Below are 19,603 nucleotides of genomic sequence, written 5' to 3' on the forward strand. Positions count from 1 at the left end.
CGTGACCGCCATCCCTCAAGAATCGAGCCAAATCAGGCTCGCCATGCGCCCGGTGCGTCCTTCCCGGCGGTATGAATAGAACCGCGCCTGGTCGCTGAAGGTACAGAATTCACCCCCGCTGATGGCGCTGACGCCAACTTGTTCAAGCCGCTGGCGCGCAAGACGATACAGATCGGCGAGCCAGCGACCGCCGAGCGAAGGTTCGAAGGCGCTGGCGGCGGCCGGATCAGTGGTCACGAAAGCCTCGCGCACTTCCGGGCCGACCTCGAAGGCGCGCGGGCCGATGGCGGGTCCAAGCCAGGCGGCGATGCGCTCCGGTGCCTGTCCCAGTCGACCGACCGTGCGCTCGATGACACCAGCCAAGAGCCCACGCCAGCCGGCATGCACCGCCGCCACCGCGCCACCGTGGCGCTCGCACAGCAGCACCGCCAGGCAGTCGGCGGTCAGAACCGCGCAGACCCTGCCGGGCTCGTGCGTCAGGCTGGCGTCGGCGCAGGGCGCTCCAACCACGCCAGCCGGGTCCGGTTGATCAGCAGTAATTGCCATGACGCGACCATCGCGCTGATGTCTGATCGACTCGGAGGATGAAGACGGGCAGGATGAAGACATCTGTGTTCTGGCCATGGTCTGACCGTCGATTTCAAACACATCGGTGCCATGCACCTGCTCGAGCCAGACGGGCTCGGCGGACAGCTTCAAGGCCGCGACCAGCTGTCGGCGGTTGGCCGCGACCCTGGCCGGATCATCGCCAACATGGGTGGCCAGGTTCAGGCCGGCATAGGGGCCGGTGCTGTTGCCGACAGCACGGGTGGTGGTGCAGGCATGTACGCGGGGCGAGACCGACCATTGCGGATAGATGAATTCGATTCTTTCAGGCTCATGCGTTCCATTGACTCCGTTCATGATGCTTTACCGCCCTCCAAAAGCAATTGGTGGTGTGACCGACAACGCCGGCCCGACAACCGCTAATTGGGTGATCATTGAGGGGTGATCATTCAGAACCTGGCTGTGGTGCTTGCTCAAGCTCCCCCAGCAAGGCGGCGAGATCGGCCGCCATGGCAATCTCCCAGCTCAGAGTTTCGCCGCTTGCTGGATGCTCCAGCGCCAGACCGATGGCGTGCAGCGCCTGGCGCGGAAAAGCGCGCAGCGCGTCAGCCGCTGGTGCCTTGGCGGGGAAGGGTGCGCGCGCGCGGGCGTAAACCGGATCACCGACGAGCGGATGTTTTAAGTGGGCCATATGCACGCGAATCTGATGGGTTCGCCCGGTCTCAAGGCGCACGCCCAGCAGGGTGCAATGACCGAAACGCCGCAGCACCCGATAATGACTGACCGCCACGCGACCTGAGGCGACCACGGCCATTTTGGTGCGCGCCTGCGGGTGTCGGCCGATGGGCTGGTCTACAGTGCCGCCGCCGATCAGGTCCCCGCGCACCAGCGCGCGATAATCTCTATGTACGCAGCGTGCTTGCAGCTGGGAGACCAGGGATTGGTGCGCGAGCAAGGTCTTGGCAACCACCATGAGACCGCTGGTGTCCTTGTCCAGCCGATGCACGATGCCTCCACGCGGCAGGGCCGCTAGATCCGGATGCCGATGCAGTAGGGCGTTCAACAAGGTTCCGTCGGGCTGGCCGGCGCCTGGATGCACCACCAGACCCGCTGGCTTGTCGATGATTAGCAGATGCTCGTCTTCGAAAACAACCGGAAAAGCGATCTCCTGCGCTCGGGCCTGGGTGTGAACTTCCAGGCTTGGATCGCCCTGCAGGCACACCCGCTCGCCACCGCGCACCTTGTCGCGTCGGCGGCGAGGCTCGCCATCGACCTGCAACTGCCCGGTATCGAGCCAGTGCTGAATGCGCCCGCGCGAGACCTCCGGCATCAGCTCGGCTAACACCTGGTCGAGCCGGCGGCCAGCGGCGCTGGAAGGCAGCATCAGTTCGGGCAGGGCGTTCATGGGGCTGACATGATAAAGCTGGCTTGCTTGCGAACTTGCCTGGGTTCTTGGCCGGGTACTTGCTCGAGAGCTTGCTCTGGTCTGGCAAGGCGCAGGTGCGCGAGTTGCAAAGCAGAGTTCTGTGGTAATAACTCAGTTCCGTTATACTGCGCCCACAGGTTCGAGGCTGCGCATTATTGCCTCGACCACAGCGGAAGATTCATCTGCAATTAGGTTAAATCCTGGATTCGACACGCCATGCGGGCAAAGCTCTTCGCACTTATCTTACTGACTGGCCTGCTGCCGTTGCTGGTGGCCGGCTGCGGCATCTTTAACAAGGAGTTCGATCAAACCCGCGACTGGAGCGCCTCCAAGCTCTACAACGAGGCGGCTCAGCAGCTGGACGCGGCGAACTATGGGCGCGCCATTGAGTACTATGAAAAACTCGATGCGCGTTTCCCCTTCGGCCGGTATGCGATGCAGGGGCAGCTTGATCTCGCCTACGCCTACTACAGGGACGATCAGCCCGAGGCGGCGATCGCGGCGGCGGATCGGTTCATCAAGCTCTATCCGCAAAATCCTTTCGTTGACTATGCCTATTATCTGAAGGGCATCGTCAACTACAACCGCAGCGTCAGCTTTATCGACCGCTTCATCCCGACCGACGCCTCCCAGCGCGATCCTGGCTCCGCGCTCGACGCCTTTCAGGACTTCTCCGAGCTAGCGCGGCTCTATCCGGACAGCAAGTACGCCGCCGACGCGCGCCAGCGCATGCTCTACCTGCGCAACAATCTGGCCGAGAACGAGGTCAATGTGGCGCGCTACTACATGAAGCGCGGCGCCTATGTCGCGGCAGCCAATCGCGCCCAGTATGTGGTCGAGCGCTATCAGCGCACCACGGCGGTGGAGGCTGCGCTTGAGCTCTTGGTCGCCGCCTACCAGAAACTTGGCGAAAAACAACTTGCTGCCGATGCCCAGCGGGTGCTGACAATGAACCAAGAGGCCGGTCGCTTCATCAGCGACGAGCCTGCGCCCGGAGAGGTCAGTCTCGGGCGCAAGGTCTGGGACTATATAGGGCTAGACGAAAACTGAGAAGCTGGAGAAGCTGGCGGTTTGATCGCCGCTTCGTCTGGCCAATCAGATCGCCGCTTCGTCTAACTGATCAGATCGCCGCTTCGTCCTCTTCGCCGGTGCGGATGCGCACCACGCGCGTGACATCGGTGACGAAAATTTTACCGTCGCCAATTTTGCCGGTGCGGGCGGCCTTGGTGATGGCCTCAACGCTTGCCTCGAGTTGATCGTTCGCCACGACCAGCTCAATCTTCACCTTGGGTAGAAAGTCCACTACGTACTCTGCGCCACGGTAGAGCTCAGTATGGCCCTTTTGGCGGCCGAAGCCTTTGACCTCAATCGCGGTCATGCCGGTAATCCCGGCGGCGGACAGGGCCTCGCGCACGTCGTCGAGCTTGAAGGGTTTAATGATGGCTTCGACCTTCTTCATCGGGAGCTCCGTTATTCCGTCTTTATCTGGCTAGTGTCGCTTGGAGTATAAAAGCCAGGCGGCTGCTTGGCTATGTTTTCAAAGAATTCATGGTTTGCAAAGCAATCAGGCCGCGCAACCACTGAGGCGTTTGAGTCCCAGCAAGCCGGTTTGCGCACGGGGGTTCGCGCACGGCCCCCATCAGACGGCGCATCAGCCCGCTGAGCGCTCGAGCAGCTCGAGCATGCCCGCGCCCATTTCTGCCGGCGAGCGAAAGGTCGCCGCGCCCGCTTGCTCAAGCGCGCGGTATTTGGCCTCCGCGGTGCCGGCACCGCCCTGAGCACCACCCTGGATGATGGCACCGGCATGGCCCATGCGCTTTCCGGGTGGCGCGGTCAAGCCGGCGATATAGGCACCGACCGGTTTGGACATGGACGAGTGGATGAATTCCGCCGCTTCCTCCTCCGCGGTGCCGCCAATCTCTCCAACCATCAGCACCGCTTCGGTCTGGGGATCGGCCTCGAACAGGCGCAGACAGTCGATGAAATCCATCCCCTGAATCGGGTCCCCGCCGATGCCGACACAGGTGCTCTGGCCCAGCCCGACGCGGCTGGTCTGGAAGACAGCCTCATAGGTCAAGGTGCCTGAGCGCGAGACGATGCCGATGCAGCCGCGCTGGTGAATGGAGCCTGGCATGATGCCGATTTTGCAAGCCTCCGGCGTGATCACGCCGGGACAGTTCGGACCAATCAGCGCTACGTCCCTTGATGCCAGCGCCGCCTTGACCGCCAGCATGTCCAGCACCGGAATGCCCTCGGTGATGCAGACGATGACCTGAATGCCGGCATCGGCGGCCTCGAGAATGGCATCGGCCGCGAAAGCCGCTGGCACATAGATCATGGTGGCGTTGGCGCCGGTCTCTGCCACCGCGTCGGCGACAGTATCGAAGACTGGCAGATCGAGGTGGCGCTGCCCGCCCTTGCCCGGTGTCACACCACCGACCAGGCGGGTGCCGTAGGCGAGCGCCTGCTGGCTGTGAAAGGTGCCTTGCTTGCCGGTAAAACCCTGGCAGATGAGGCGGGTATCGGCGTCGACCAGAATGCTCATTGTGTAAATGCCAGGTAAGCGGTTATCGGTTGGCGGCGGCAACGACGCAGTCGGCGGCCTCGGCGAGATCGCTGGCGGTCTCGAGCGCCAGTCCGCTCTGTGCCAGCATGGCCAGGCCCTGCTCGGCATTGGTGCCGGCCAGACGCACGACCAGCGGCACCCGCAGTCCAGTTTGCGCCACAGCTTTTATGATGCCCTCGGCGATTAGATCGCAGCGCACGATACCGCCGAAAATGTTGACCAGAATGGCACGGACCTTGTTGTCGGACAGGATCAGCTGAAAGGCCTCGGCGACCCGCTCGGCGGTGGTGTTGCCACCGACATCGAGAAAATTCGCCGGCGTACCGCCATGGCGCTGCACCAGATCCATGGTCGCCATCGCCAGCCCGGCGCCATTGACCATGCAGCCGATGTTGCCGTCGAGGCTGACATAGCTCAACCCTTGTTGATCGGCGCGCGCCTCGCGCTCATCCTCCTGGCTGCGGTCACGCAGCGCCTGCAGATCCGGGTGGCGATAGAGCGCATTGGCGTCGAGCACCACCTTGGCGTCGAGCGCCAGCAGTTGGCCGTCTGGCCCGAGCGCGAGGGGATTGATCTCGACCAGGCTCGCGTCCGTGTCAATGAACATCCGGTAGAGCGACTGGGTGATGGCATGCAGTTGCTTAAGCGCCGGTGCTGGCAGACCGAGGCGATAGCCAAGATGCCGGCTCTGCCAGGCACGCAGGCCGGTCGCCGGATGAACCCAGACACGCTCAAAGGCCGCCGGCTGGGCACCGGCAGCGGCTTCGACATCGCCGCCGCCGGCCCTGGATGCGATCACCATGACCCGTTCGGCGGCACGATCGACCAGCATGGCGAGATAGAACTCCTCGGGGGCGCTGGCGGGCACCTCAATCATCACCCGCTCCACCGGCAGCGCGCGCCCGCCGCTCTGGGGCGTGACCAGGCGCTGACCGAGTAGCCGCCCGGCAGCATCGCGCACATCATCAAGGCTGGCGCAACCAATCACACCGCCCACCTTGCCACGCCCACCGGCATGCACCTGGGCCTTGATCATCCACTGAACCGGACCTTTTTCCGCATCCGAATGCGCGGCCTGGTGCGAATACTGCTCCGCTGGGTGGCTCGAACTGAGGGATACCGCAGCGGCGACGGCGGAGTCGACGCTGTCGGCCACGCGGCTTTCCGGTACCGGGATGCCATAATCGCGAAACAGCGCTTTGGCTTGATATTCGTGCAGGTTCATTGGTGATTGGCTAACGGGGGATGACGGCGACGGCTGGGGTTTGGTGGAACCGATGGGTTTGGTATAAGGGATGGTAACCGGCCAGTTGCCAGGAGTCAGTAACTCTCGATGGATTCAGTCCCACACCCGCAACGCGAACATTCGCTGCAGGCCCTGAGCTGGCTGCTGGTCTATCGGCTAAGCCTCGCGCTGGTGCTGATTCTGATCTTTTTCTATCCGCAGACACCGACCTGGCTCAGCGCCCATGGCGACCCGAGCATGGCACGGCTGCTGCTAAAGTTGCAAACCCTCTCGGTCCTGGTAAGCGGCGTGATGATGCTGCTTGGCCAGCCCAAACCGGCACGCCAGATCGAGCTGGCGATTTTTCTCGATATCGTTTTCTACACCGGGCTGATGCATGCCAGCGGCGGCACCAGCACCGGCCTCGGGCTGATTCTGGCCATTGTGGTCGCCGCTGGTGCCATCACGCTTGAGGGTCGCCTGTCGTTGCTGTTCGCGGCCCTGGCCACCTTGGCGGTTATTTTCCAGCAATTCTACACCCAGCTCTACGGCGACATACCCAGCGGCAGCTATACCCAGGCCGGACTCCTGGGGGTGACCTACTTTGCCGTGGCGCTTCTGGCCCATGTGCTTGCGCGGCGCTTGCACGAAACCGAACATCTGGCCGAGCGGCGCCAGGTCGACATTGCCGATCTTTCCAAGCTGAACGAATTCATCATCCAGAGCATGTCGACGGGTGTTCTCGCGGTGACTGGGGATCGCACCCTGCTGGCGATCAATAATGCCGCCAAGCGCCTCCTCGGTGTCAGCGAGCCGCATCCCGGGGAGCGCCTCGCGCGTTTGTCACCCGCGCTGGATCAGTGGTTTGGCCAAGCCATCGCCAAGAATCAAACGAGTGACGATGTGCTCGCGCTGGGCGAGCATGAGGTGCGACCGAGAATCGAGCGGCTCGACGGTTTCCGCACCGGCGGCGCGCTCGTTTTTCTGGACGACAACCGCCAACTGGTGCGCGAGGCGCAGGAGATCAAGCTCGCCTCTCTCGGGCGCCTGACCGCCAGCATTGCGCACAACATTCGCAACCCGCTGTCATCCATCAGCCACGCCGGGCAATTGCTATCGGAAGTGGAATACTTCGGCCCGGAAGAGCAGCATCTGCTCAATATCGTGCGCCGCAACGCCCTGCGCATCGACGAAACCGTCACCAGCATCCTGGAGTTCTCCCGGCGCGACCAGCCACAGCCGCGGACCATCGACCTCGGAGCCTGGCTGCGGGAGTTTCGCGAGGAATTCATCGCCGGCAACCGTCTGAGACCGGAGGCAATGCAATTACAGCTGCCCGAGGACAGCATTCAGGTCAGCGTCGATCCACGCCACTTCGGTCAGGTGCTGCGCAACCTGTGCGAAAATGCCTATACCCACGGACATTCCGAGCTCGAGCCCACCCGGGTGGATATCAGCCTGACCCATGCCGCAGAGAGTGACACCATTCATCTAACGGTCGCCGACAATGGCCCCGGCGTGCCGTCGCAGCATGTACGAAATCTGTTCGACCCATTTTTCACCACCGCCAATACCGGCACGGGTCTCGGCCTCTACGCCGCGCGCGAGTTATGCGAAGCGAACAGCTTGCGCTTGGAGTATATTGCTGATCAGCTTCCAGGCGCCCGTTTCCGCGTAATTTTGAACAGATATACCTGAACCAAATGGGATTTCGGCCGCCTTCATTTTAGGAATCAAGCGAGGGAACGCTAGTTCTACTTTTGTTACAGTCATAAGCGCACTGACCGTCCGGTTGCCCAATTCCGTCCACCAAACCAAACCCGCGTGAAGAGCGAATCAATGCCTGCTATCTGTCTGGCCGAGCGCGCGGGGGTCACGCAGGCGCAAATTGCGCGCTTCGAGGCCGGCAAAGGCATCCTGCGCGCCGATACACTGTTGCGCCTTTCCAACGCAATGGGCGTGAAGGCGGATGTGCTGTGAGACGAGAACGATGTCGGCTAACCAAGATCAGCGTGCTAGCAAGGACAGTCGTGTCTTCAGCTAAGGCTTAACAGCGCTCTGATTTTTGCTTTAATTTCAGCCAGTTCCTCCGAGCTCGCTGTGCCCTTGCGTTCCGGCTGCCGACTTTGCCAGTCGAGACTGTTAACCTGGTCGGCGAGCGCAACGCCTGTTGCCTCGCTGCCTTTTAACGCGACCTCAAACGGGTAGCCCTTGATTTGATTGGTGACAGGCACACAGACAAGCAGGCCAGATCGACTGTTGTACATCTTGGGGCTCAATACGACAGCGGGGCGGCGGCCGGCTTGTTCATGCCCGCTTTGCGGTGTAAAGCTCAACCAAATAATATCGCCCTCGTTGGGCACATAGGCCGTTGCCATCAAAGCACTTCCTTGCCTTTCGGGGCGCCGAAGTCTTGCTCCCGGTGGCGGTTCTGCGGGGAGATGCCCGCCAGCAAGTCATCAAGGGCATAATTTGGAGCGGCGGGCTCGATAATCACCCGGCCATTTTCCGCGCGGATTGCGACGGCCTGATCGACCGCTAGATGGGCCGCTTCCATGATGGCTGCGGGTAAACGGACAGCCGGACTGTTGCCCCATTTTTTTACTATCTGAACGCCCATTCGCCACATTCTCTTGGTAGAAACAAATGTTGATACATTGAGAGTGTAGGTCAGGCGGCTAGCGGTAGCAAACAGTTTTGCGCGGGCGCAGCAGCATCAGGTCCGGCTCGGGCTCCGAACGGGGTGCCAGCGTGAGGGGGTTCTGCACGGAAACCAGCGCACCTGCCCCAACCCGCAGGGTTAGCAGTCGGCTCAGACGATTGTTCTTCCCTGCATGATCGGCATTGATGGGCGTCATTGCACGAAGCTCTCCTTCGATCAGTTCAACACGGTCGTCTTCATCGAAGATGCCAGCGTGAATCATTTGATGGTAAGTATCCACGTCCAAGCGAAAGATCGGACGTGCCTCATCAAAGGTGGGCTCGGCTTCGACAACTGAGGTGGACCCCATTGGCTGGGCAGCCAGAGGGGTCCACCTCAACCATCGACGCCAATGGTTTGGATGTGTGGCTCCCTTAGCGTAAACTTACAGTACAAACATTAACGGGCAAGAAAAAGCCTTCTTGGGCGGACCCATGGGGGCAGGAAGGCACTCCCAATGCATCATATCGCCATCAACGTTCAAAACGATCAACTAGCGGAGAAGGTGCTGCGGGCACTCGAACTCTTCAAGGGCGATGATATCGAAATCGTCTCCATTGAGGATCTGGAAGACTTAAAGGTACTCCAAGCAACACGTGATGAGTCATCGATCCCTTTCGAGGACTACTTGGCCCATGCGGATTGAACTGCGAAAGAGTGCGATCAAGGATCTGCAACGGATCGACAAGCAGCAAAAAGAACGCCTGCATGTAGCAATCGGAAGTCTTGCCGATTTCCCGAGTGTGCCAAATCTGAAAAAGCTGACGAGTTTCGAACCAGCGTATCGCCTCAAAGCTGGTGATTATCGGGTCTTATTTGATGTTGCTGGCGATACGATCATGATTGGCCGGGTGCTGCATCGGCGAGAGAGCTACAGATGACCATCGACGAACGCATCCATTCGGCTCACGCACTTTCGCACGCTGGCACATGCTGCATGGACTATGCTGACGGTGTGACTAAAGTAACGCCATAGTCTTGGCACCATTTAGATTCATCCCAAGTGATCATATCGCATAGTGTAGATACATTTGCATATGCAAGCAACCACAACCAATGTAGAGATTTTCCACACCCAACGCCCAGCGCACCGGCCATGTCCTCTGCAGCGCCGTGCGCACGCGCGTCAATTCATCATTTCGTCAAACCCATGTGCTTTAGTAGGCTGTCCCAGCCACTCACGGATCGCATTCGTTACGTTCAGCTCCTGCCATTGGATCACCTTCCAGCTGAGCAGGCCAGTGCGACAGATGGCATCCGGAGAAGCGCGCGGCAGTTCCCGAGCTGGACTTTCGGAGTTCCGGGGAGGCAAGCCTGGCAGAGAGGCTCAGTGGGTACTCTTTGTCCTGCGGCCGCGCTGAAGCTGGAGGTCTGGGCGGAGCGTGGCGCTGGTGCGGACAAGTCTCCATTCTTCCGAGACCGCGCAGACCATTTATTTGATTCTAATTCGATTGAGGCAAACTAAATCGAACCTGGACCCTTTAATTGCACTGGTCCGCTGTTGCTTTCGGTGGCGAAGAAGCGGACGGTGAGTATGGGTTCGGACATGCGCGTATTGTATCAATTTTGGTCCGCATCAACAATGCCACCCCGCCAGAGCAAAAACCCCGCCCCGATGACTCGGGAGCGGGGTTGTCTGGGGCGGTGGGCGTCCGTGCCCGAGGGGTCAGCCGCGCCGGGTTGGGGCGAGGATGTCAAAATACATGTGAATTAAGCCAATCGCGCAATGCGATATTCATCCGCACCTGCCAGCCTTCGCCGCTCGCCTTGAATGCTTCAATCACATCAATATCGTAACGGATCGTTAATGCCTGTGTCTTGTTTTTTGTCTGGAAGCGACCTCGATGAATCAGCTTATCACCGACATACTCATCGGCTTGAGTAAAAAAATCGTCCGTCAACTCAGGTGCGTCATCTGGATCAATCCATCCGCTCGCTATAGCGTTTTCTTTCGCGTTCATTTGCTTTCCTCATACTGATAATGCGCCGAGTCTTTCCACGAGGTGTCCAGGCTATGATAACCATTCGGTCATTCAATTTGCCGGCTGTGATGTAGCGCAACTCACCGTAATTCTCGCGGGCATCTTCAGCGGTGAAATGCCGTCCAGCAAAGATCTCATTGGCATGAGCGAAATTCAAACCTCGCTCCATGAGGGTTTTAGCGCGTTTTCCCGCATCAAATTCGATGTCCATGGAGTGAGATTAGCCGCCTCCGTTTTGGGAATCTAGCCAGTGAGCGTCGGCCACGTCAAGAAAACACGAAAAACCCCCGCCCCGATGACTTGGGAGCGGGGTTGTCTGGGGCGGTGGGCATCCGTGCCCGAGGGGGTCAGCCGTGCCGGGTTGGGCTTAGGCTGCGCCCGGCTGGGATGGCTTAGAAATTAATCCGAACCTGACCGTTCGCAGTAACAACAGTAAGTCTAGCGGGTTAAAGTCCCGTCCGAGGGTTTGTCCGTACGCCTCGGTAGCATGGGGAAGCGGCGTCTTGGTAACAAGGGGTCGTAAGTTTCCACACAGCAAGAGAGCAGGCCGTAACGCAAGTGAACCTAGATGCAGCCTCGTGAACAAAGGTTGGAGACGCCGACCCTGTGGTCAGAAGGGGAAGGCCGTTGGGTGGCCACTTGAAGAACGGAAGTGGTGGTCATCGTCTCTCGGGGTAGCAGGGGCGGCATGTTCTTGAAGACTTATCTGTCCAGTGCTGGAGATCCATGACGGGAGGTGGGCAAGACCACCAACGCCAGCGTATAAGGTAACGAAGTCGCTGTCGCCTATCATGGAAGTCAGAGGGGTGCAGAGTACCGTTTGAGACTGAGGGACAACATAACCCCGGTCGAGGGAAGGGACCCTACTTTGTGCACGCCACCAAAGAGCGGAGGATCAGGAGATTGCGTTCATCGCTAGCCACTCCAGATACGATCAGGACGCTACAGAGGTCGCTCTACTGCCAGGCCAAGCAACGAACGTTGTGCATGCCTCGTTGTGAAGCACATCGGAAAGCCTGTGCGGGAAAATCGCATGCACGGTTTGATGAGGGAGGGCTGGTTGTCAGCGCCATGCCTCGGCTATTTAGGCACCGCCAAACGAAAGGGGCGGAAACAGATAAGCCGCGACTAAAGTGTTGGCAACCTGCTCTCTACTCTATCCATATTAGCTCCCAAACACTGGCGTACCATTGAAGACGCCCCCATTGACCAACCCGTCCGCCCCATCATGCCAAACCCACCCGCCACCTTCGCCCTGATCGGCGCCGCCGGCTTCGTCGCGCCGCGCCACATGCGCGCCATCCAGGACACCGGGCAGACCCTGCTCGCGGCGCTCGACCCCAATGACAGCGTCGGCATCATCGACAGCTACTTCCCGCAGGCGGATTTCTTCACCGAATTCGAGCGCTTCGACCGCCACGTCGACAAACTGCGCCGCAAGGGCCGACCCGTCGATTACGTCAGCATCTGCTCGCCCAACTACCTGCACGACGCCCATATTCGCTTCGCCCTGCGCAATCGCGCTCATGCCATTTGCGAAAAGCCGCTGGTACTCAACCCCTGGAATATCGACGGCCTGCATGAAATTGAGACCGAAACTGGCGCACGCATCTACAACATTCTGCAACTGCGCCTACACCCCAGCATCATCGCGCTGCGCGAACGCATCCACAGGGACGACACAAGCATCCGAGACGTCGATATCACCTACATCACCTCACGCGGCAACTGGTATCAGCGCAGTTGGAAAGGCAACCTAGAGAAATCCGGCGGCATTGCCACCAACATCGGCGTGCATTTTTTCGACATGCTGAGCTGGGTCTTCGGCCCTGTCCGCGATAGCCAGGTCCATCTCAGTCGCCCGGACTGTGCCGCTGGCTATCTGGAGCTCGCACAAGCACGGGTACGCTGGTTCCTCTCCATCAATGCCGATCATCTGCCCGCGAGCGCGCGCGAGCAAAACCAGCGCACCTATCGCTCCATCACCGTCGATGCAGAGGAGATCGAATTCTCCGGTGGCTTCACCGATCTTCACACCGAAAGCTATCGCCACATTCTCAGCGGACAAGGCTTCGGTCTGGATGAAGCGCGCACCGCTGTCGAAACCGTTTATCAAATCCGTAACGCCAGCCCGCAGGGTCTGCGCGGCGACTATCATCCCTTCTGCGCCCAAGTGCGGGAATAAACTTAGCCATGAGCCACGCCTACCGCGCGCATCCCACCGCCATCATCGACGAGGGTGCCGAGATCGGCCCCGACACCCGCATCTGGCACTGGGTTCACATCTGCGGCGGCGCCCGCATCGGTCGCGACTGCTCGCTCGGTCAGAACGTCTTTGTCGGCAACCGGGTCGTTATCGGAAACAACGTCAAGATTCAGAACAACGTCTCAGTCTACGATGGCGTCACCCTGGAAGACGAGGTCTTCTGCGGCCCCAGCATGGTTTTCACCAACGTCTACAATCCCCGCTCGGCAGTGTCGCGTAAGGACGAATACCGTCCGACCCTGGTCAAAAAGGGCGCCACCCTCGGCGCCAACTGCACTCTCGTCTGCGGAGTCACCATCGGCGAATACGCCTTCATCGGCGCCGGCTCGGTTATCACCCGAGACGTCAAGCCCTATGCCCTCATGGTCGGCGTTCCGGCGCGGCAGATCGGCTGGATGAGCGCGCATGGCGAGCGCCTTGACTTGCCGCTGCAGGGAGAGGGACAAGCCCAGTGCCCCGCGACCGGGCAGCGCTATGGGCTGATCGCTGGGCGCATGGCCGAAGAAGCGCCATGAAAACCGACATTTCCATCTATGATTTTCTCGCCCTCGGTTCCGAAGCCTTTCGCATCCTCGCCGGAGGGCGGGGACTCCAAGGCCCCATCGCTTTCGCTCCGAGACGCTCAAAAATATCGAGCGGCGCATTGATGGCCTGTACGACCCCATCGAGCACGACGGCCCCGTTTGGATTGTCGAATTTCAAATCGAGCGTCAGCCCGCCGCGCTCAAGCCAATCCCTTCCTCGCCGTGCTCGCACCGCAACTGTTCACCGACACCGAATTGACCGCCCAAGCGCCCACCCTCTGGCGTACCATTACAGATGCCAAGATCGAGCCACACCACCGCGAACGCCTGGGCGCGCTACTCGAATTTTGGTTCATGGAGCGCTTCCGTACGCTATCGCTTGAGGAAATTCGCACAATGTTTCAGACGCTCACACCATTACAAGAACCCCGCGCCTATCAAGAAATCTTTGCCCAAGGAGAAATCGAAGGAGAGATCAAAGGTAAGGTTCGGAGCCTGAAGCGCCTGCTCGCCCGCCACTTCGGCACCATCCCGGATTGGGCCGAGGAACGTCTCAACAAGGCGGATGGTGAGCAACTTGACCTGTGGCTTGATGCGGTGCTCGATTCCAGCAGTCTGGAAGCCTTATTTGGCTGAGTCATTTGGTTTTCCCGGAAATTAATTCCATCCTGCTAAATTCATTTAGCTAATACCCATTTAGTTAGATGACTTGATATTCGCCAAATCAGGCGGAGACCGCCATGCAAATAGCGATTGAACTACCCAATGATTTCGTAAACTTTCAAGGAGCCGCTGAAATTCGTCAGGAGGTTGCAACTTCATATGCGCTATGGCTCTATCAGCAAGGCCGTGTGACCCTCTCGAAAGCGGCCGAATTGGCAGGTGTGGATTTGTATGATTTCATGATGACCTGCAAGCGGAACAGGGTGCCTATCATCGACATCAGTCGCGATGACCTTATTGCGGAACTCTCGGGGTTTGACGGGGGATGATCCTCGTTGCCGACTCGTCCGCACTGGTCGCTCTGGCGGCCTGCGATAGCCTGATCCTGTTGGATGAAATTTTTGGTCAGGTCATGGTGCCGGAAGCAGTGTACAGAGAAGTCGCTCAACCAGACAAGTTCCAATCGAATCGGTTGAAAGAGTACCTGCATGGCAAGGTCCGTCAGGTCGATATGCAGGGATTTGTTTCTCTCGATGCCTGTGCAGATGTCGGCGAGACCGAGGCGATGCTCCTCTATAAAGCGATTGCAGCTGACTATCTGCTGATCGATGACAAGCGTGGACGTAAGATTGCAAGCCTCAACCGGATCAAAACCATCGGGTCACTCGGTGTCTTGCTGCAAGCCAAACGCATGGGTCTGGTCAATCACATCGGTCCGCTAATTGAAAACATTATTGATAGCCCAGTCTTCATCAGTGAGAGTCTGGTGACGACAGTCCTTGAACTTGCCGGCGAACTCGTGCAACAGCCGTGATTGTGCTAAAATCCGCTGTTCGTCGGCTGTTGTGCCGCAATCTCTATGCGCGTGGGATGATTGGATCTAATTCCATCCTAACCCCATTTCTCCATTTCTGACGCAGTCTCTTGCTCTGTTGGAAGACATTGGAGCGACTTGATGGCAGCGAATGTTGATTATCCTTTTGAACTGCGTCCTCTGGAAAATAACGAGGGTGGTGGCTGGTTAATTGTTTATCCGGATTTGCCCGGCTGCATGTCCGACGGCGAAACGCCAGAAGAGGCAATTGCCAATGGTCGGGATGCGGCTGCGGCCTGGATGAGGGCCACTACCGATGCGGGCCGAGAAATTCCTCGCCCCGGAGAGTTGCCCAACGGTCGGTTTATCGCACGCATTCCGCGCAGCTTAAACACAAGACTCACTGCGCGCGCCAAGCAGGAAGGCGTGAGTATGAGTGCGCTGGTTTCTGCCATTCTCGCCGAGAACCTCGGCCGCAGAGAAAGCGCGGGGCTGTGAGTTGAAGACCCATCGGCAGCGCGGCCCAGTGCAGACCACCAAGACCAGCGTGCATGGTGCCATTAACATGCTCAGACCTTATTGGGAAGTCATCGATACACAACATTGATTCAACGGGGGAGAGGACGTTGGAACATATGAAAGCCCATACCATTACCCATATCTCCCCGCCCCAGCGTCGTCCGGGGCTGGACACAGCTCCCGAGTTCTGCTGAGATGCCCTTTCATCTTCAGCAAGGGGACGGGAGACCATGGACCAAGCGATTCCAAGCCGTTTATGTGGGCGCCCTTTCAACGAGACCGACTTAGCGCGCATTCGCCAGGAGATCGCGCTGGCGCAGCCGCCGCTGCGCGCGGAGATCGCTCGGCGGGTGTGCCGCGCGCTGGAGTGGACCGATATCCAAGGCCGCCCCAAGCTCATGAGTGCCCGGGTGGGACTGCTGCGGTTGCATCGTGCCGGGCTCATTGTGCTGCCGCCACCGACCTGCGGCAATGGCAATGGGCGGCGCTTCGTCCCGCGCCCCGAGTCCCGGCCCGAACCGATCCCAGTGTCCGTCCCGCTGCGCGCGCTCAGCGGCTTGCGCCTGGCGCGCGTTGATGATCGAAGGGCCTCGCAATTATGGAACGGCCTGATCGAGCGCTACCACTACCTCGGCTACAGTCCCCTGCCTGGTGCGCAGCTGCGCTACCTGATCCAGTGGGATGGCGGTCTGCTCGGCGCCATCGGCTTTGGCGCGGCGGCCTGGAAAGTCGCTGCCCGCGACCGCTGGATTGGCTGGACGCCCGCGCAGCGCCAAGCACACCTGGGACGGGTGCTCAACAACGCCCGCTTCCTCATCCTGCCCTGGGTGCAGGTCAAACACCTCGCCTCCAAGGTGCTGTCCTTGGCCGCGCGGCAAGTCAGTGTCGACTTTCCCGCCCGCTATGGCGAGCGTCTGGTGCTGCTGGAGACCTTTGTCGAGACCCCACGCTTTGCCGGGACCTGTTACCGTGCCGCCAACTGGCACGACTTGGGCGAAACCACCGGGCGCGGCAAGTGCGACCGCACCCATCGGGCCGCGCTGCCGCGCAAGGCGATCTATGTCTACCCGCTGGCGGCGGACTTCCGCGCCGCCCTGGGGGTGGTGGCATGATCGCGCTGGCCTCTGAACTGCAGGACATCTCTCTGGGCGACAAGCGCCTGAATCATCGCGCCCAACAGGTGCTTGAAACCCTCGGCGCCAAGCCGACACAAAGTATTCCCGGGGCTTGCAACGGTTGGTATGAGACCCGGGCCGCCTATCGCTTTTTCGATCATCCCACGGTCACCGCCGAGCAGATCCTCGCACCCCATTTTGCTTGTACCGAAGAACGTCTGCGCGAGCATCCGCGGGTGCTGTGTATCCAAGATACCAGCGAGCTGGACTATACAACCAAAAAAGGCATTGTCGGTCTTGGGCCACTGAACTTTGAGAGCCGCTATGGGATGTACATCCATCCCACCTTGGCGGTCACGCCCGAGCGCCTCGCGCTGGGGCTGCTGGATTTGCACACTTTTGTGCGCGAGCCCGGTAGCCTGGGCCAGGACAAAGACTCGCGCCGCCCACTGGAGGAGAAAGAAAGCGTGCGCTGGGTCGATGGCTACGCGCGCGTCAATGCGCTGGCCGAGGAACTGAGCGACACGCGCTTGACCTATGTTGCCGATCGCGAGGGCGACATCTACGACCTGTTTGTTGAAGCGCCCATCCCCGAGAACAGCGCCGATTGGCTGGTACGGGTGCAGCATCGCGACCGCTGCTTGGCCGATGGCAGAAAGCTCAATGAGGCCCTGGACGCCGCTGCGGTGCTCACCGAGATCACCTTCGAGCGTCCCGCCACCAAGGGGGCCAAAGCACGCCAGGTCAAGCAGGAGATCAAGGTGGTGCGCGTGACCCTGAAGGCACCCTGGCGCCCGGATCGCACCTTGCCCGATGTCACGGTCACGGCCTTGCTCGCCACCGAGGTCAATCCACCCGCCGGCGAGGAGCCACTCAACTGGCTGTTGCTGACCAATCTGGCGGTGCAGAGCGCCGAGGAGGCCATCGAGACGCTCTCCTGGTATCTTTGCAGGTGGCAAGTGGAGATTTTTTTCCGGATCTTAAAAAGTGGCTGCCGCATCGAGGAGCTGCAGCTCGAGACGCGCGAGCGCCTGGAGCCGGCGCTCGCTTTGTACATGATCATCGCGTGGCGGGTGCTGTACCTGACCATGCTCGGGCGCGAGTGCCCGGAGTTGCCTTGCGATGCGGTCTTTGCCGAGGAGGAATGGAAGGCGGTCTATCTGGTCACCCAGAAACAAGCGCCACCCGAGCAGCCGCCCTCGCTCGATACCATGGTGCGCATGGTCGCCTCCCTGGGCGGCTTTCTCAACCGCAAATCCGATGGGTTCCCGGGACCGAAGACGCTCTGGATTGGGTTGCAGCGCATCCCCGATTTTGTCATGGCGCTGGAGGCTTACCGCAGCGTCAGGGATAGTTATGGGTAATGGTATGATGAAAGCCGTCATCCTAGCCGGCGGCCTCGGCACCCGTTTTGCCGAGGAGACCGACCTCAAACCCAAACCCATGATCGAGATCGGCGGCAAACCGATTCTTTGGCATATCATGAAGCTCTACGCCCATCATGGCATCACTGACTTCATCGTCTGCTGCGGCTACAAGGGCTACATGATCAAGGAGTATTTCGCCAATTACTTTCTGCACATGTCCGATGTCACCTTCAATCTGCGCACCCACAGCATGGAAGTCCACGAACATCATGCCGAGCCCTGGCGCGTCACCCTCGTCGACACGGGCGAGCTGACCATGACCGGCGGGCGGCTCAAGCGGATCAAGCCTTATCTCAACGGCGAAGACTTTTGCTTTACCTACGGCGACGGCGTCAGTGACATCGATATCGGTACCCTGATCGCCTTTCACCAGACACACGGCAAGCTCGCCACCCTCACCGCCGTTCAGCCGCCAGGGCGTTTCGGTGCGCTCAATCTCGACGGCGACAATGTTGTTAGCTTCCAGGAAAAGCCCAGTGGCGACGGAGCCTGGATCAACGGCGGCTTTTTCGTGCTCTCGCCCCAGGTCATCGACTACATTGACGGCGATGCCACCGTCTGGGAGCGCGAGCCGATGGAGCGGCTGGCGCGGGAGGATCAGTTCACCGCCTTTCGCCACTCCGGCTTCTGGCAGCCCATGGATACCCTGCGCGACAAACTGCACCTTGAGCAGTTGTGGCGCGCGGGGGGCGCTCCCTGGAAGGTTTGGGACTGATGCCCCCCGTTCGCGCTCCCCATCCATTCTGGTCCGCCAAGCGGGTCGTCCTCACCGGCCACACCGGTTTCAAAGGCGGTTGGTTGGCCCTCTGGCTGCAACAGCTCGGCGCCGAGGTCACCGGCTATGCCCTAGAGCCGCCGACCGCCCCTAATCTGTTCGACGTGGCCCAGGTCTGCGCCGGCATGACCTCCGTCATCGCCGACATCCGCGATCTGCCAAGGCTGCAACAGACGCTGAGCGAGGCCCGCCCGGAGATTGTCTTCCACCTAGCCGCACAACCGCTGGTGCGCTATGGCTACCGCAACCCGGTCGAAACCTACGCCACCAACGTCATGGGCACAGTGCATCTGCTGGAAGCCGTTCGCCAGACGTCGGGCGTGCGCGCCGTGGTCATCGTCACCAGCGACAAATGCTACGAGAACCGCGAATGGGTCTGGGGCTACCGCGAAGATGAACCCATGGGCGGTCAAGATCCCTACAGCAACAGCAAGGGGTGCGCCGAGCTGATCGCCCGCGCCTATCGCGACTCCTATTTCAATGCCGTTAGCCATGCGGAGCGTGGTGTGGCCATCGCCAGCGCTCGCGCCGGTAACGTCATCGGCGGCGGCGACTGGGCCGCGGACCGTCTCATCCCCGACCTGCTGCGCGCCATCCGCGCCAGCGAGCCGGCCGTCATCCGTGCGCCTCATGCCATTCGCCCCTGGCAACATGTTCTCGAGCCGCTCTCCGGCTACCTGCGGCTGGCCGAACGGCTCTATTGCGAAGGTTCGGCCTATGCCGAGCCATGGAACTTCGGCCCCAACGACGAAGACACCAAGCCTGTCCAATGGGTTGTCGAGCGTTTAACCCGTATCTGGGGCCAAGGTGCACGCTGGCAGCTCGATCCCAATTCCCAGCCACACGAGGCCCACCACCTCAAGCTGGACTGTGCCAAGGCTAGGGCGCGTCTGGACTGGAGTCCCTGCTGGCCGCTCGCCGAAGCCATCCGCCGGGTCGTGGCCTGGCAGCAAGCGTTGGATGCTGGCGCCGACATGCGTGCCTGGTCGCTTGCGGAGATCGCTGACTACATGCAAGCTCAGGCCACGTCTCATGCCGATTAAAGCCCTTGTAG

The 19,603-nt window shown here is 60.2% G+C and carries 26 protein-coding genes; 16 read left to right on the top strand and 10 right to left on the bottom strand.

All coding sequences use genetic code 11. The annotated features are described in order from the left end of the window. Nucleotides 1-15: 15 nt before the first annotated feature. Both pgeF and rluD read right to left on the bottom strand, forming a co-directional pair. Nucleotides 16-903: a peptidoglycan editing factor PgeF gene (pgeF, locus tag Thiosp_RS00620; RefSeq protein ID WP_201068397.1), complete on the bottom strand. Its 888-nt coding sequence runs from the start codon at nt 901-903 to the stop codon at nt 16-18. Nucleotides 904-991: 88 nt separating this feature from the next. Then, a complete protein-coding gene (rluD, locus tag Thiosp_RS00625; protein WP_201068396.1) occupies nt 992-1,951 on the bottom strand; it encodes a 23S rRNA pseudouridine(1911/1915/1917) synthase RluD in 960 nt (319 codons plus the stop codon). Nucleotides 1,952-2,188: 237 nt separating this feature from the next. On the opposite strand from rluD, the gene Thiosp_RS00630 reads away from it, so the two are divergent. Next, complete coding sequence (locus Thiosp_RS00630; protein WP_201068395.1) at nt 2,189-3,022, top strand: outer membrane protein assembly factor BamD; 834 nt, start codon at nt 2,189-2,191, stop codon at nt 3,020-3,022. Between the two features lie 70 nt (nt 3,023-3,092). On the opposite strand, the gene Thiosp_RS00635 is transcribed toward Thiosp_RS00630, so the two are convergent. The 3 genes from Thiosp_RS00635 to sucC form a co-directional block, all read right to left on the bottom strand. Continuing rightward, nucleotides 3,093-3,431, bottom strand: a complete 339-nt coding sequence (locus tag Thiosp_RS00635; protein WP_201068394.1) for a P-II family nitrogen regulator — start codon at nt 3,429-3,431, stop codon at nt 3,093-3,095. A 192-nt stretch (nt 3,432-3,623) separates the two neighbouring features. Further along, nucleotides 3,624-4,517, bottom strand: coding sequence for a succinate--CoA ligase subunit alpha (gene sucD, locus Thiosp_RS00640; protein WP_201068393.1), 894 nt, complete (start codon nt 4,515-4,517; stop codon nt 3,624-3,626). 22 nt (nt 4,518-4,539) lie between these two features. Then, on the bottom strand, nt 4,540-5,763 hold the full coding sequence (sucC, locus tag Thiosp_RS00645) for an ADP-forming succinate--CoA ligase subunit beta (protein ID WP_201068392.1): 1,224 nt from the start codon (nt 5,761-5,763) through the stop codon (nt 4,540-4,542). 108 nt (nt 5,764-5,871) lie between these two features. Here sucC and Thiosp_RS00650 point away from each other — a divergent pair, with 108 nt between their 5' ends. After that, complete coding sequence (locus Thiosp_RS00650) at nt 5,872-7,461, top strand: sensor histidine kinase (RefSeq protein ID WP_201068391.1); 1,590 nt, start codon at nt 5,872-5,874, stop codon at nt 7,459-7,461. A 141-nt stretch (nt 7,462-7,602) separates the two neighbouring features. Next, nucleotides 7,603-7,743, top strand: coding sequence for a helix-turn-helix domain-containing protein (locus tag Thiosp_RS00655; protein ID WP_201068390.1), 141 nt, complete (start codon nt 7,603-7,605; stop codon nt 7,741-7,743). A gap of 56 nt (nt 7,744-7,799) precedes the next feature. On the opposite strand, the gene mazF is transcribed toward Thiosp_RS00655, so the two are convergent. The 3 genes from mazF to Thiosp_RS00670 all read right to left on the bottom strand — a co-directional run bounded on the left by mazF (nt 7,800) and on the right by Thiosp_RS00670 (nt 8,774). Further along, a complete protein-coding gene (gene mazF, locus Thiosp_RS00660) occupies nt 7,800-8,141 on the bottom strand; it encodes an endoribonuclease MazF (RefSeq protein WP_201068389.1) in 342 nt (113 codons plus the stop codon). Beyond that, on the bottom strand, nt 8,141-8,320 hold the full coding sequence (locus Thiosp_RS00665; protein ID WP_242518839.1) for an AbrB/MazE/SpoVT family DNA-binding domain-containing protein: 180 nt from the start codon (nt 8,318-8,320) through the stop codon (nt 8,141-8,143). Before Thiosp_RS00665 ends, mazF begins: the two co-directional genes overlap by 1 nt. A 121-nt stretch (nt 8,321-8,441) precedes the next feature. Continuing rightward, nucleotides 8,442-8,774 (bottom strand): Uma2 family endonuclease, encoded by a 333-nt coding sequence (locus tag Thiosp_RS00670; RefSeq protein WP_242518838.1) that lies wholly within the window; start codon nt 8,772-8,774, stop codon nt 8,442-8,444. 147 nt (nt 8,775-8,921) lie between these two features. Here Thiosp_RS00670 and Thiosp_RS00675 point away from each other — a divergent pair, with 147 nt between their 5' ends. After that, the gene (locus tag Thiosp_RS00675; protein ID WP_201068387.1) at nt 8,922-9,110 is read left to right on the top strand and encodes a hypothetical protein; all 189 of its coding nucleotides are present in this window, start codon (nt 8,922-8,924) and stop codon (nt 9,108-9,110) included. Continuing rightward, nucleotides 9,100-9,345, top strand: coding sequence for a type II toxin-antitoxin system RelE family toxin (locus Thiosp_RS00680; RefSeq protein WP_201068386.1), 246 nt, complete (start codon nt 9,100-9,102; stop codon nt 9,343-9,345). The genes Thiosp_RS00675 and Thiosp_RS00680 overlap by 11 nt, the downstream gene beginning before the upstream one ends. 813 nt (nt 9,346-10,158) lie before the next feature. Here Thiosp_RS00680 and Thiosp_RS00685 read toward each other — a convergent pair. Both Thiosp_RS00685 and Thiosp_RS00690 read right to left on the bottom strand, forming a co-directional pair. Further along, nucleotides 10,159-10,425, bottom strand: coding sequence for a BrnA antitoxin family protein (locus Thiosp_RS00685; RefSeq protein ID WP_201068385.1), 267 nt, complete (start codon nt 10,423-10,425; stop codon nt 10,159-10,161). After that, a complete protein-coding gene (locus Thiosp_RS00690; RefSeq protein ID WP_201068384.1) occupies nt 10,385-10,657 on the bottom strand; it encodes a BrnT family toxin in 273 nt (90 codons plus the stop codon). Before Thiosp_RS00690 ends, Thiosp_RS00685 begins: the two co-directional genes overlap by 41 nt. A gap of 1,017 nt (nt 10,658-11,674) precedes the next feature. On the opposite strand from Thiosp_RS00690, the gene Thiosp_RS00695 reads away from it, so the two are divergent. The 11 genes from Thiosp_RS00695 to rfbG all read left to right on the top strand — a co-directional run bounded on the left by Thiosp_RS00695 (nt 11,675) and on the right by rfbG (nt 19,592). Beyond that, a complete protein-coding gene (locus tag Thiosp_RS00695; protein ID WP_323696687.1) occupies nt 11,675-12,631 on the top strand; it encodes a Gfo/Idh/MocA family protein in 957 nt (318 codons plus the stop codon). 8 nt (nt 12,632-12,639) lie between these two features. After that, nucleotides 12,640-13,227 (top strand): acyltransferase, encoded by a 588-nt coding sequence (locus Thiosp_RS00700; protein ID WP_323696774.1) that lies wholly within the window; start codon nt 12,640-12,642, stop codon nt 13,225-13,227. Between the two features lie 136 nt (nt 13,228-13,363). After that, nucleotides 13,364-13,495: a hypothetical protein gene (locus Thiosp_RS00705; protein ID WP_323697141.1), complete on the top strand. Its 132-nt coding sequence runs from the start codon at nt 13,364-13,366 to the stop codon at nt 13,493-13,495. Beyond that, entirely contained in the window at nt 13,459-13,872 is a 414-nt protein-coding gene (locus Thiosp_RS00710; RefSeq protein WP_323696775.1) for a DUF2887 domain-containing protein, read from the top strand. The genes Thiosp_RS00705 and Thiosp_RS00710 overlap by 37 nt, the downstream gene beginning before the upstream one ends. Nucleotides 13,873-13,976: 104 nt before the next feature. Further along, nucleotides 13,977-14,228 (top strand): UPF0175 family protein, encoded by a 252-nt coding sequence (locus tag Thiosp_RS00715; RefSeq protein WP_323696776.1) that lies wholly within the window; start codon nt 13,977-13,979, stop codon nt 14,226-14,228. Then, entirely contained in the window at nt 14,225-14,713 is a 489-nt protein-coding gene (locus tag Thiosp_RS00720) for a DUF3368 domain-containing protein (RefSeq protein WP_323696777.1), read from the top strand. Before Thiosp_RS00715 ends, Thiosp_RS00720 begins: the two co-directional genes overlap by 4 nt. 141 nt (nt 14,714-14,854) lie before the next feature. Beyond that, the gene (locus Thiosp_RS00725; protein ID WP_323696778.1) at nt 14,855-15,211 is read left to right on the top strand and encodes a type II toxin-antitoxin system HicB family antitoxin; all 357 of its coding nucleotides are present in this window, start codon (nt 14,855-14,857) and stop codon (nt 15,209-15,211) included. A 251-nt stretch (nt 15,212-15,462) separates the two neighbouring features. Continuing rightward, complete coding sequence (locus Thiosp_RS00730; RefSeq protein ID WP_323696489.1) at nt 15,463-16,344, top strand: DUF4338 domain-containing protein; 882 nt, start codon at nt 15,463-15,465, stop codon at nt 16,342-16,344. Next, the gene (locus Thiosp_RS00735; RefSeq protein WP_323696602.1) at nt 16,341-17,711 is read left to right on the top strand and encodes an IS4 family transposase; all 1,371 of its coding nucleotides are present in this window, start codon (nt 16,341-16,343) and stop codon (nt 17,709-17,711) included. The genes Thiosp_RS00730 and Thiosp_RS00735 overlap by 4 nt, the downstream gene beginning before the upstream one ends. A gap of 7 nt (nt 17,712-17,718) precedes the next feature. Then, a complete protein-coding gene (gene rfbF / locus Thiosp_RS00740; protein ID WP_323697142.1) occupies nt 17,719-18,489 on the top strand; it encodes a glucose-1-phosphate cytidylyltransferase in 771 nt (256 codons plus the stop codon). Continuing rightward, entirely contained in the window at nt 18,489-19,592 is a 1,104-nt protein-coding gene (gene rfbG, locus Thiosp_RS00745) for a CDP-glucose 4,6-dehydratase (protein WP_323696779.1), read from the top strand. The genes rfbF and rfbG overlap by 1 nt, the downstream gene beginning before the upstream one ends. Nucleotides 19,593-19,603 lie beyond the last annotated feature (11 nt).

The organism is Thiorhodovibrio litoralis (assembly GCF_033954455.1).
GTDB lineage: Bacteria > Pseudomonadota > Gammaproteobacteria > Chromatiales > Chromatiaceae > Thiorhodovibrio > Thiorhodovibrio litoralis.

Excerpts from the sequence above, each read along its gene's own strand:
- Thiosp_RS00730 (WP_323696489.1), top strand. The coding sequence starts at position 15,463 with ATGGACCAAGCGATTCCAAGCCGTTTATGTGGGCGCCCTTTCAACGAG.
- Thiosp_RS00695 (WP_323696687.1), top strand. The coding sequence starts at position 11,675 with ATGCCAAACCCACCCGCCACCTTCGCCCTGATCGGCGCCGCCGGCTTC.
- Thiosp_RS00690 (WP_201068384.1), bottom strand. The coding sequence starts at position 10,657 with ATGGACATCGAATTTGATGCGGGAAAACGCGCTAAAACCCTCATGGAG.
- Thiosp_RS00665 (WP_242518839.1), bottom strand. The coding sequence starts at position 8,320 with ATGGAAGCGGCCCATCTAGCGGTCGATCAGGCCGTCGCAATCCGCGCG.
- Thiosp_RS00650 (WP_201068391.1), top strand. The coding sequence starts at position 5,872 with ATGGATTCAGTCCCACACCCGCAACGCGAACATTCGCTGCAGGCCCTG.
- rfbF (WP_323697142.1), top strand. The coding sequence starts at position 17,719 with ATGAAAGCCGTCATCCTAGCCGGCGGCCTCGGCACCCGTTTTGCCGAG.
- Thiosp_RS00635 (WP_201068394.1), bottom strand. The coding sequence starts at position 3,431 with ATGAAGAAGGTCGAAGCCATCATTAAACCCTTCAAGCTCGACGACGTG.
- Thiosp_RS00675 (WP_201068387.1), top strand. The coding sequence starts at position 8,922 with ATGCATCATATCGCCATCAACGTTCAAAACGATCAACTAGCGGAGAAG.
- Thiosp_RS00655 (WP_201068390.1), top strand. The coding sequence starts at position 7,603 with ATGCCTGCTATCTGTCTGGCCGAGCGCGCGGGGGTCACGCAGGCGCAA.
- Thiosp_RS00735 (WP_323696602.1), top strand. The coding sequence starts at position 16,341 with ATGATCGCGCTGGCCTCTGAACTGCAGGACATCTCTCTGGGCGACAAG.
- sucD (WP_201068393.1), bottom strand. The coding sequence starts at position 4,517 with ATGAGCATTCTGGTCGACGCCGATACCCGCCTCATCTGCCAGGGTTTT.
- Thiosp_RS00720 (WP_323696777.1), top strand. The coding sequence starts at position 14,225 with ATGATCCTCGTTGCCGACTCGTCCGCACTGGTCGCTCTGGCGGCCTGC.
- pgeF (WP_201068397.1), bottom strand. The coding sequence starts at position 903 with ATGAACGGAGTCAATGGAACGCATGAGCCTGAAAGAATCGAATTCATC.
- Thiosp_RS00715 (WP_323696776.1), top strand. The coding sequence starts at position 13,977 with ATGCAAATAGCGATTGAACTACCCAATGATTTCGTAAACTTTCAAGGA.
- Thiosp_RS00680 (WP_201068386.1), top strand. The coding sequence starts at position 9,100 with ATGCGGATTGAACTGCGAAAGAGTGCGATCAAGGATCTGCAACGGATC.
- sucC (WP_201068392.1), bottom strand. The coding sequence starts at position 5,763 with ATGAACCTGCACGAATATCAAGCCAAAGCGCTGTTTCGCGATTATGGC.
- rluD (WP_201068396.1), bottom strand. The coding sequence starts at position 1,951 with ATGAACGCCCTGCCCGAACTGATGCTGCCTTCCAGCGCCGCTGGCCGC.
- mazF (WP_201068389.1), bottom strand. The coding sequence starts at position 8,141 with ATGGCAACGGCCTATGTGCCCAACGAGGGCGATATTATTTGGTTGAGC.
- rfbG (WP_323696779.1), top strand. The coding sequence starts at position 18,489 with ATGCCCCCCGTTCGCGCTCCCCATCCATTCTGGTCCGCCAAGCGGGTC.
- Thiosp_RS00685 (WP_201068385.1), bottom strand. The coding sequence starts at position 10,425 with ATGAACGCGAAAGAAAACGCTATAGCGAGCGGATGGATTGATCCAGAT.
- Thiosp_RS00630 (WP_201068395.1), top strand. The coding sequence starts at position 2,189 with ATGCGGGCAAAGCTCTTCGCACTTATCTTACTGACTGGCCTGCTGCCG.
- Thiosp_RS00700 (WP_323696774.1), top strand. The coding sequence starts at position 12,640 with ATGAGCCACGCCTACCGCGCGCATCCCACCGCCATCATCGACGAGGGT.
- Thiosp_RS00670 (WP_242518838.1), bottom strand. The coding sequence starts at position 8,774 with ATGGGGTCCACCTCAGTTGTCGAAGCCGAGCCCACCTTTGATGAGGCA.
- Thiosp_RS00725 (WP_323696778.1), top strand. The coding sequence starts at position 14,855 with ATGGCAGCGAATGTTGATTATCCTTTTGAACTGCGTCCTCTGGAAAAT.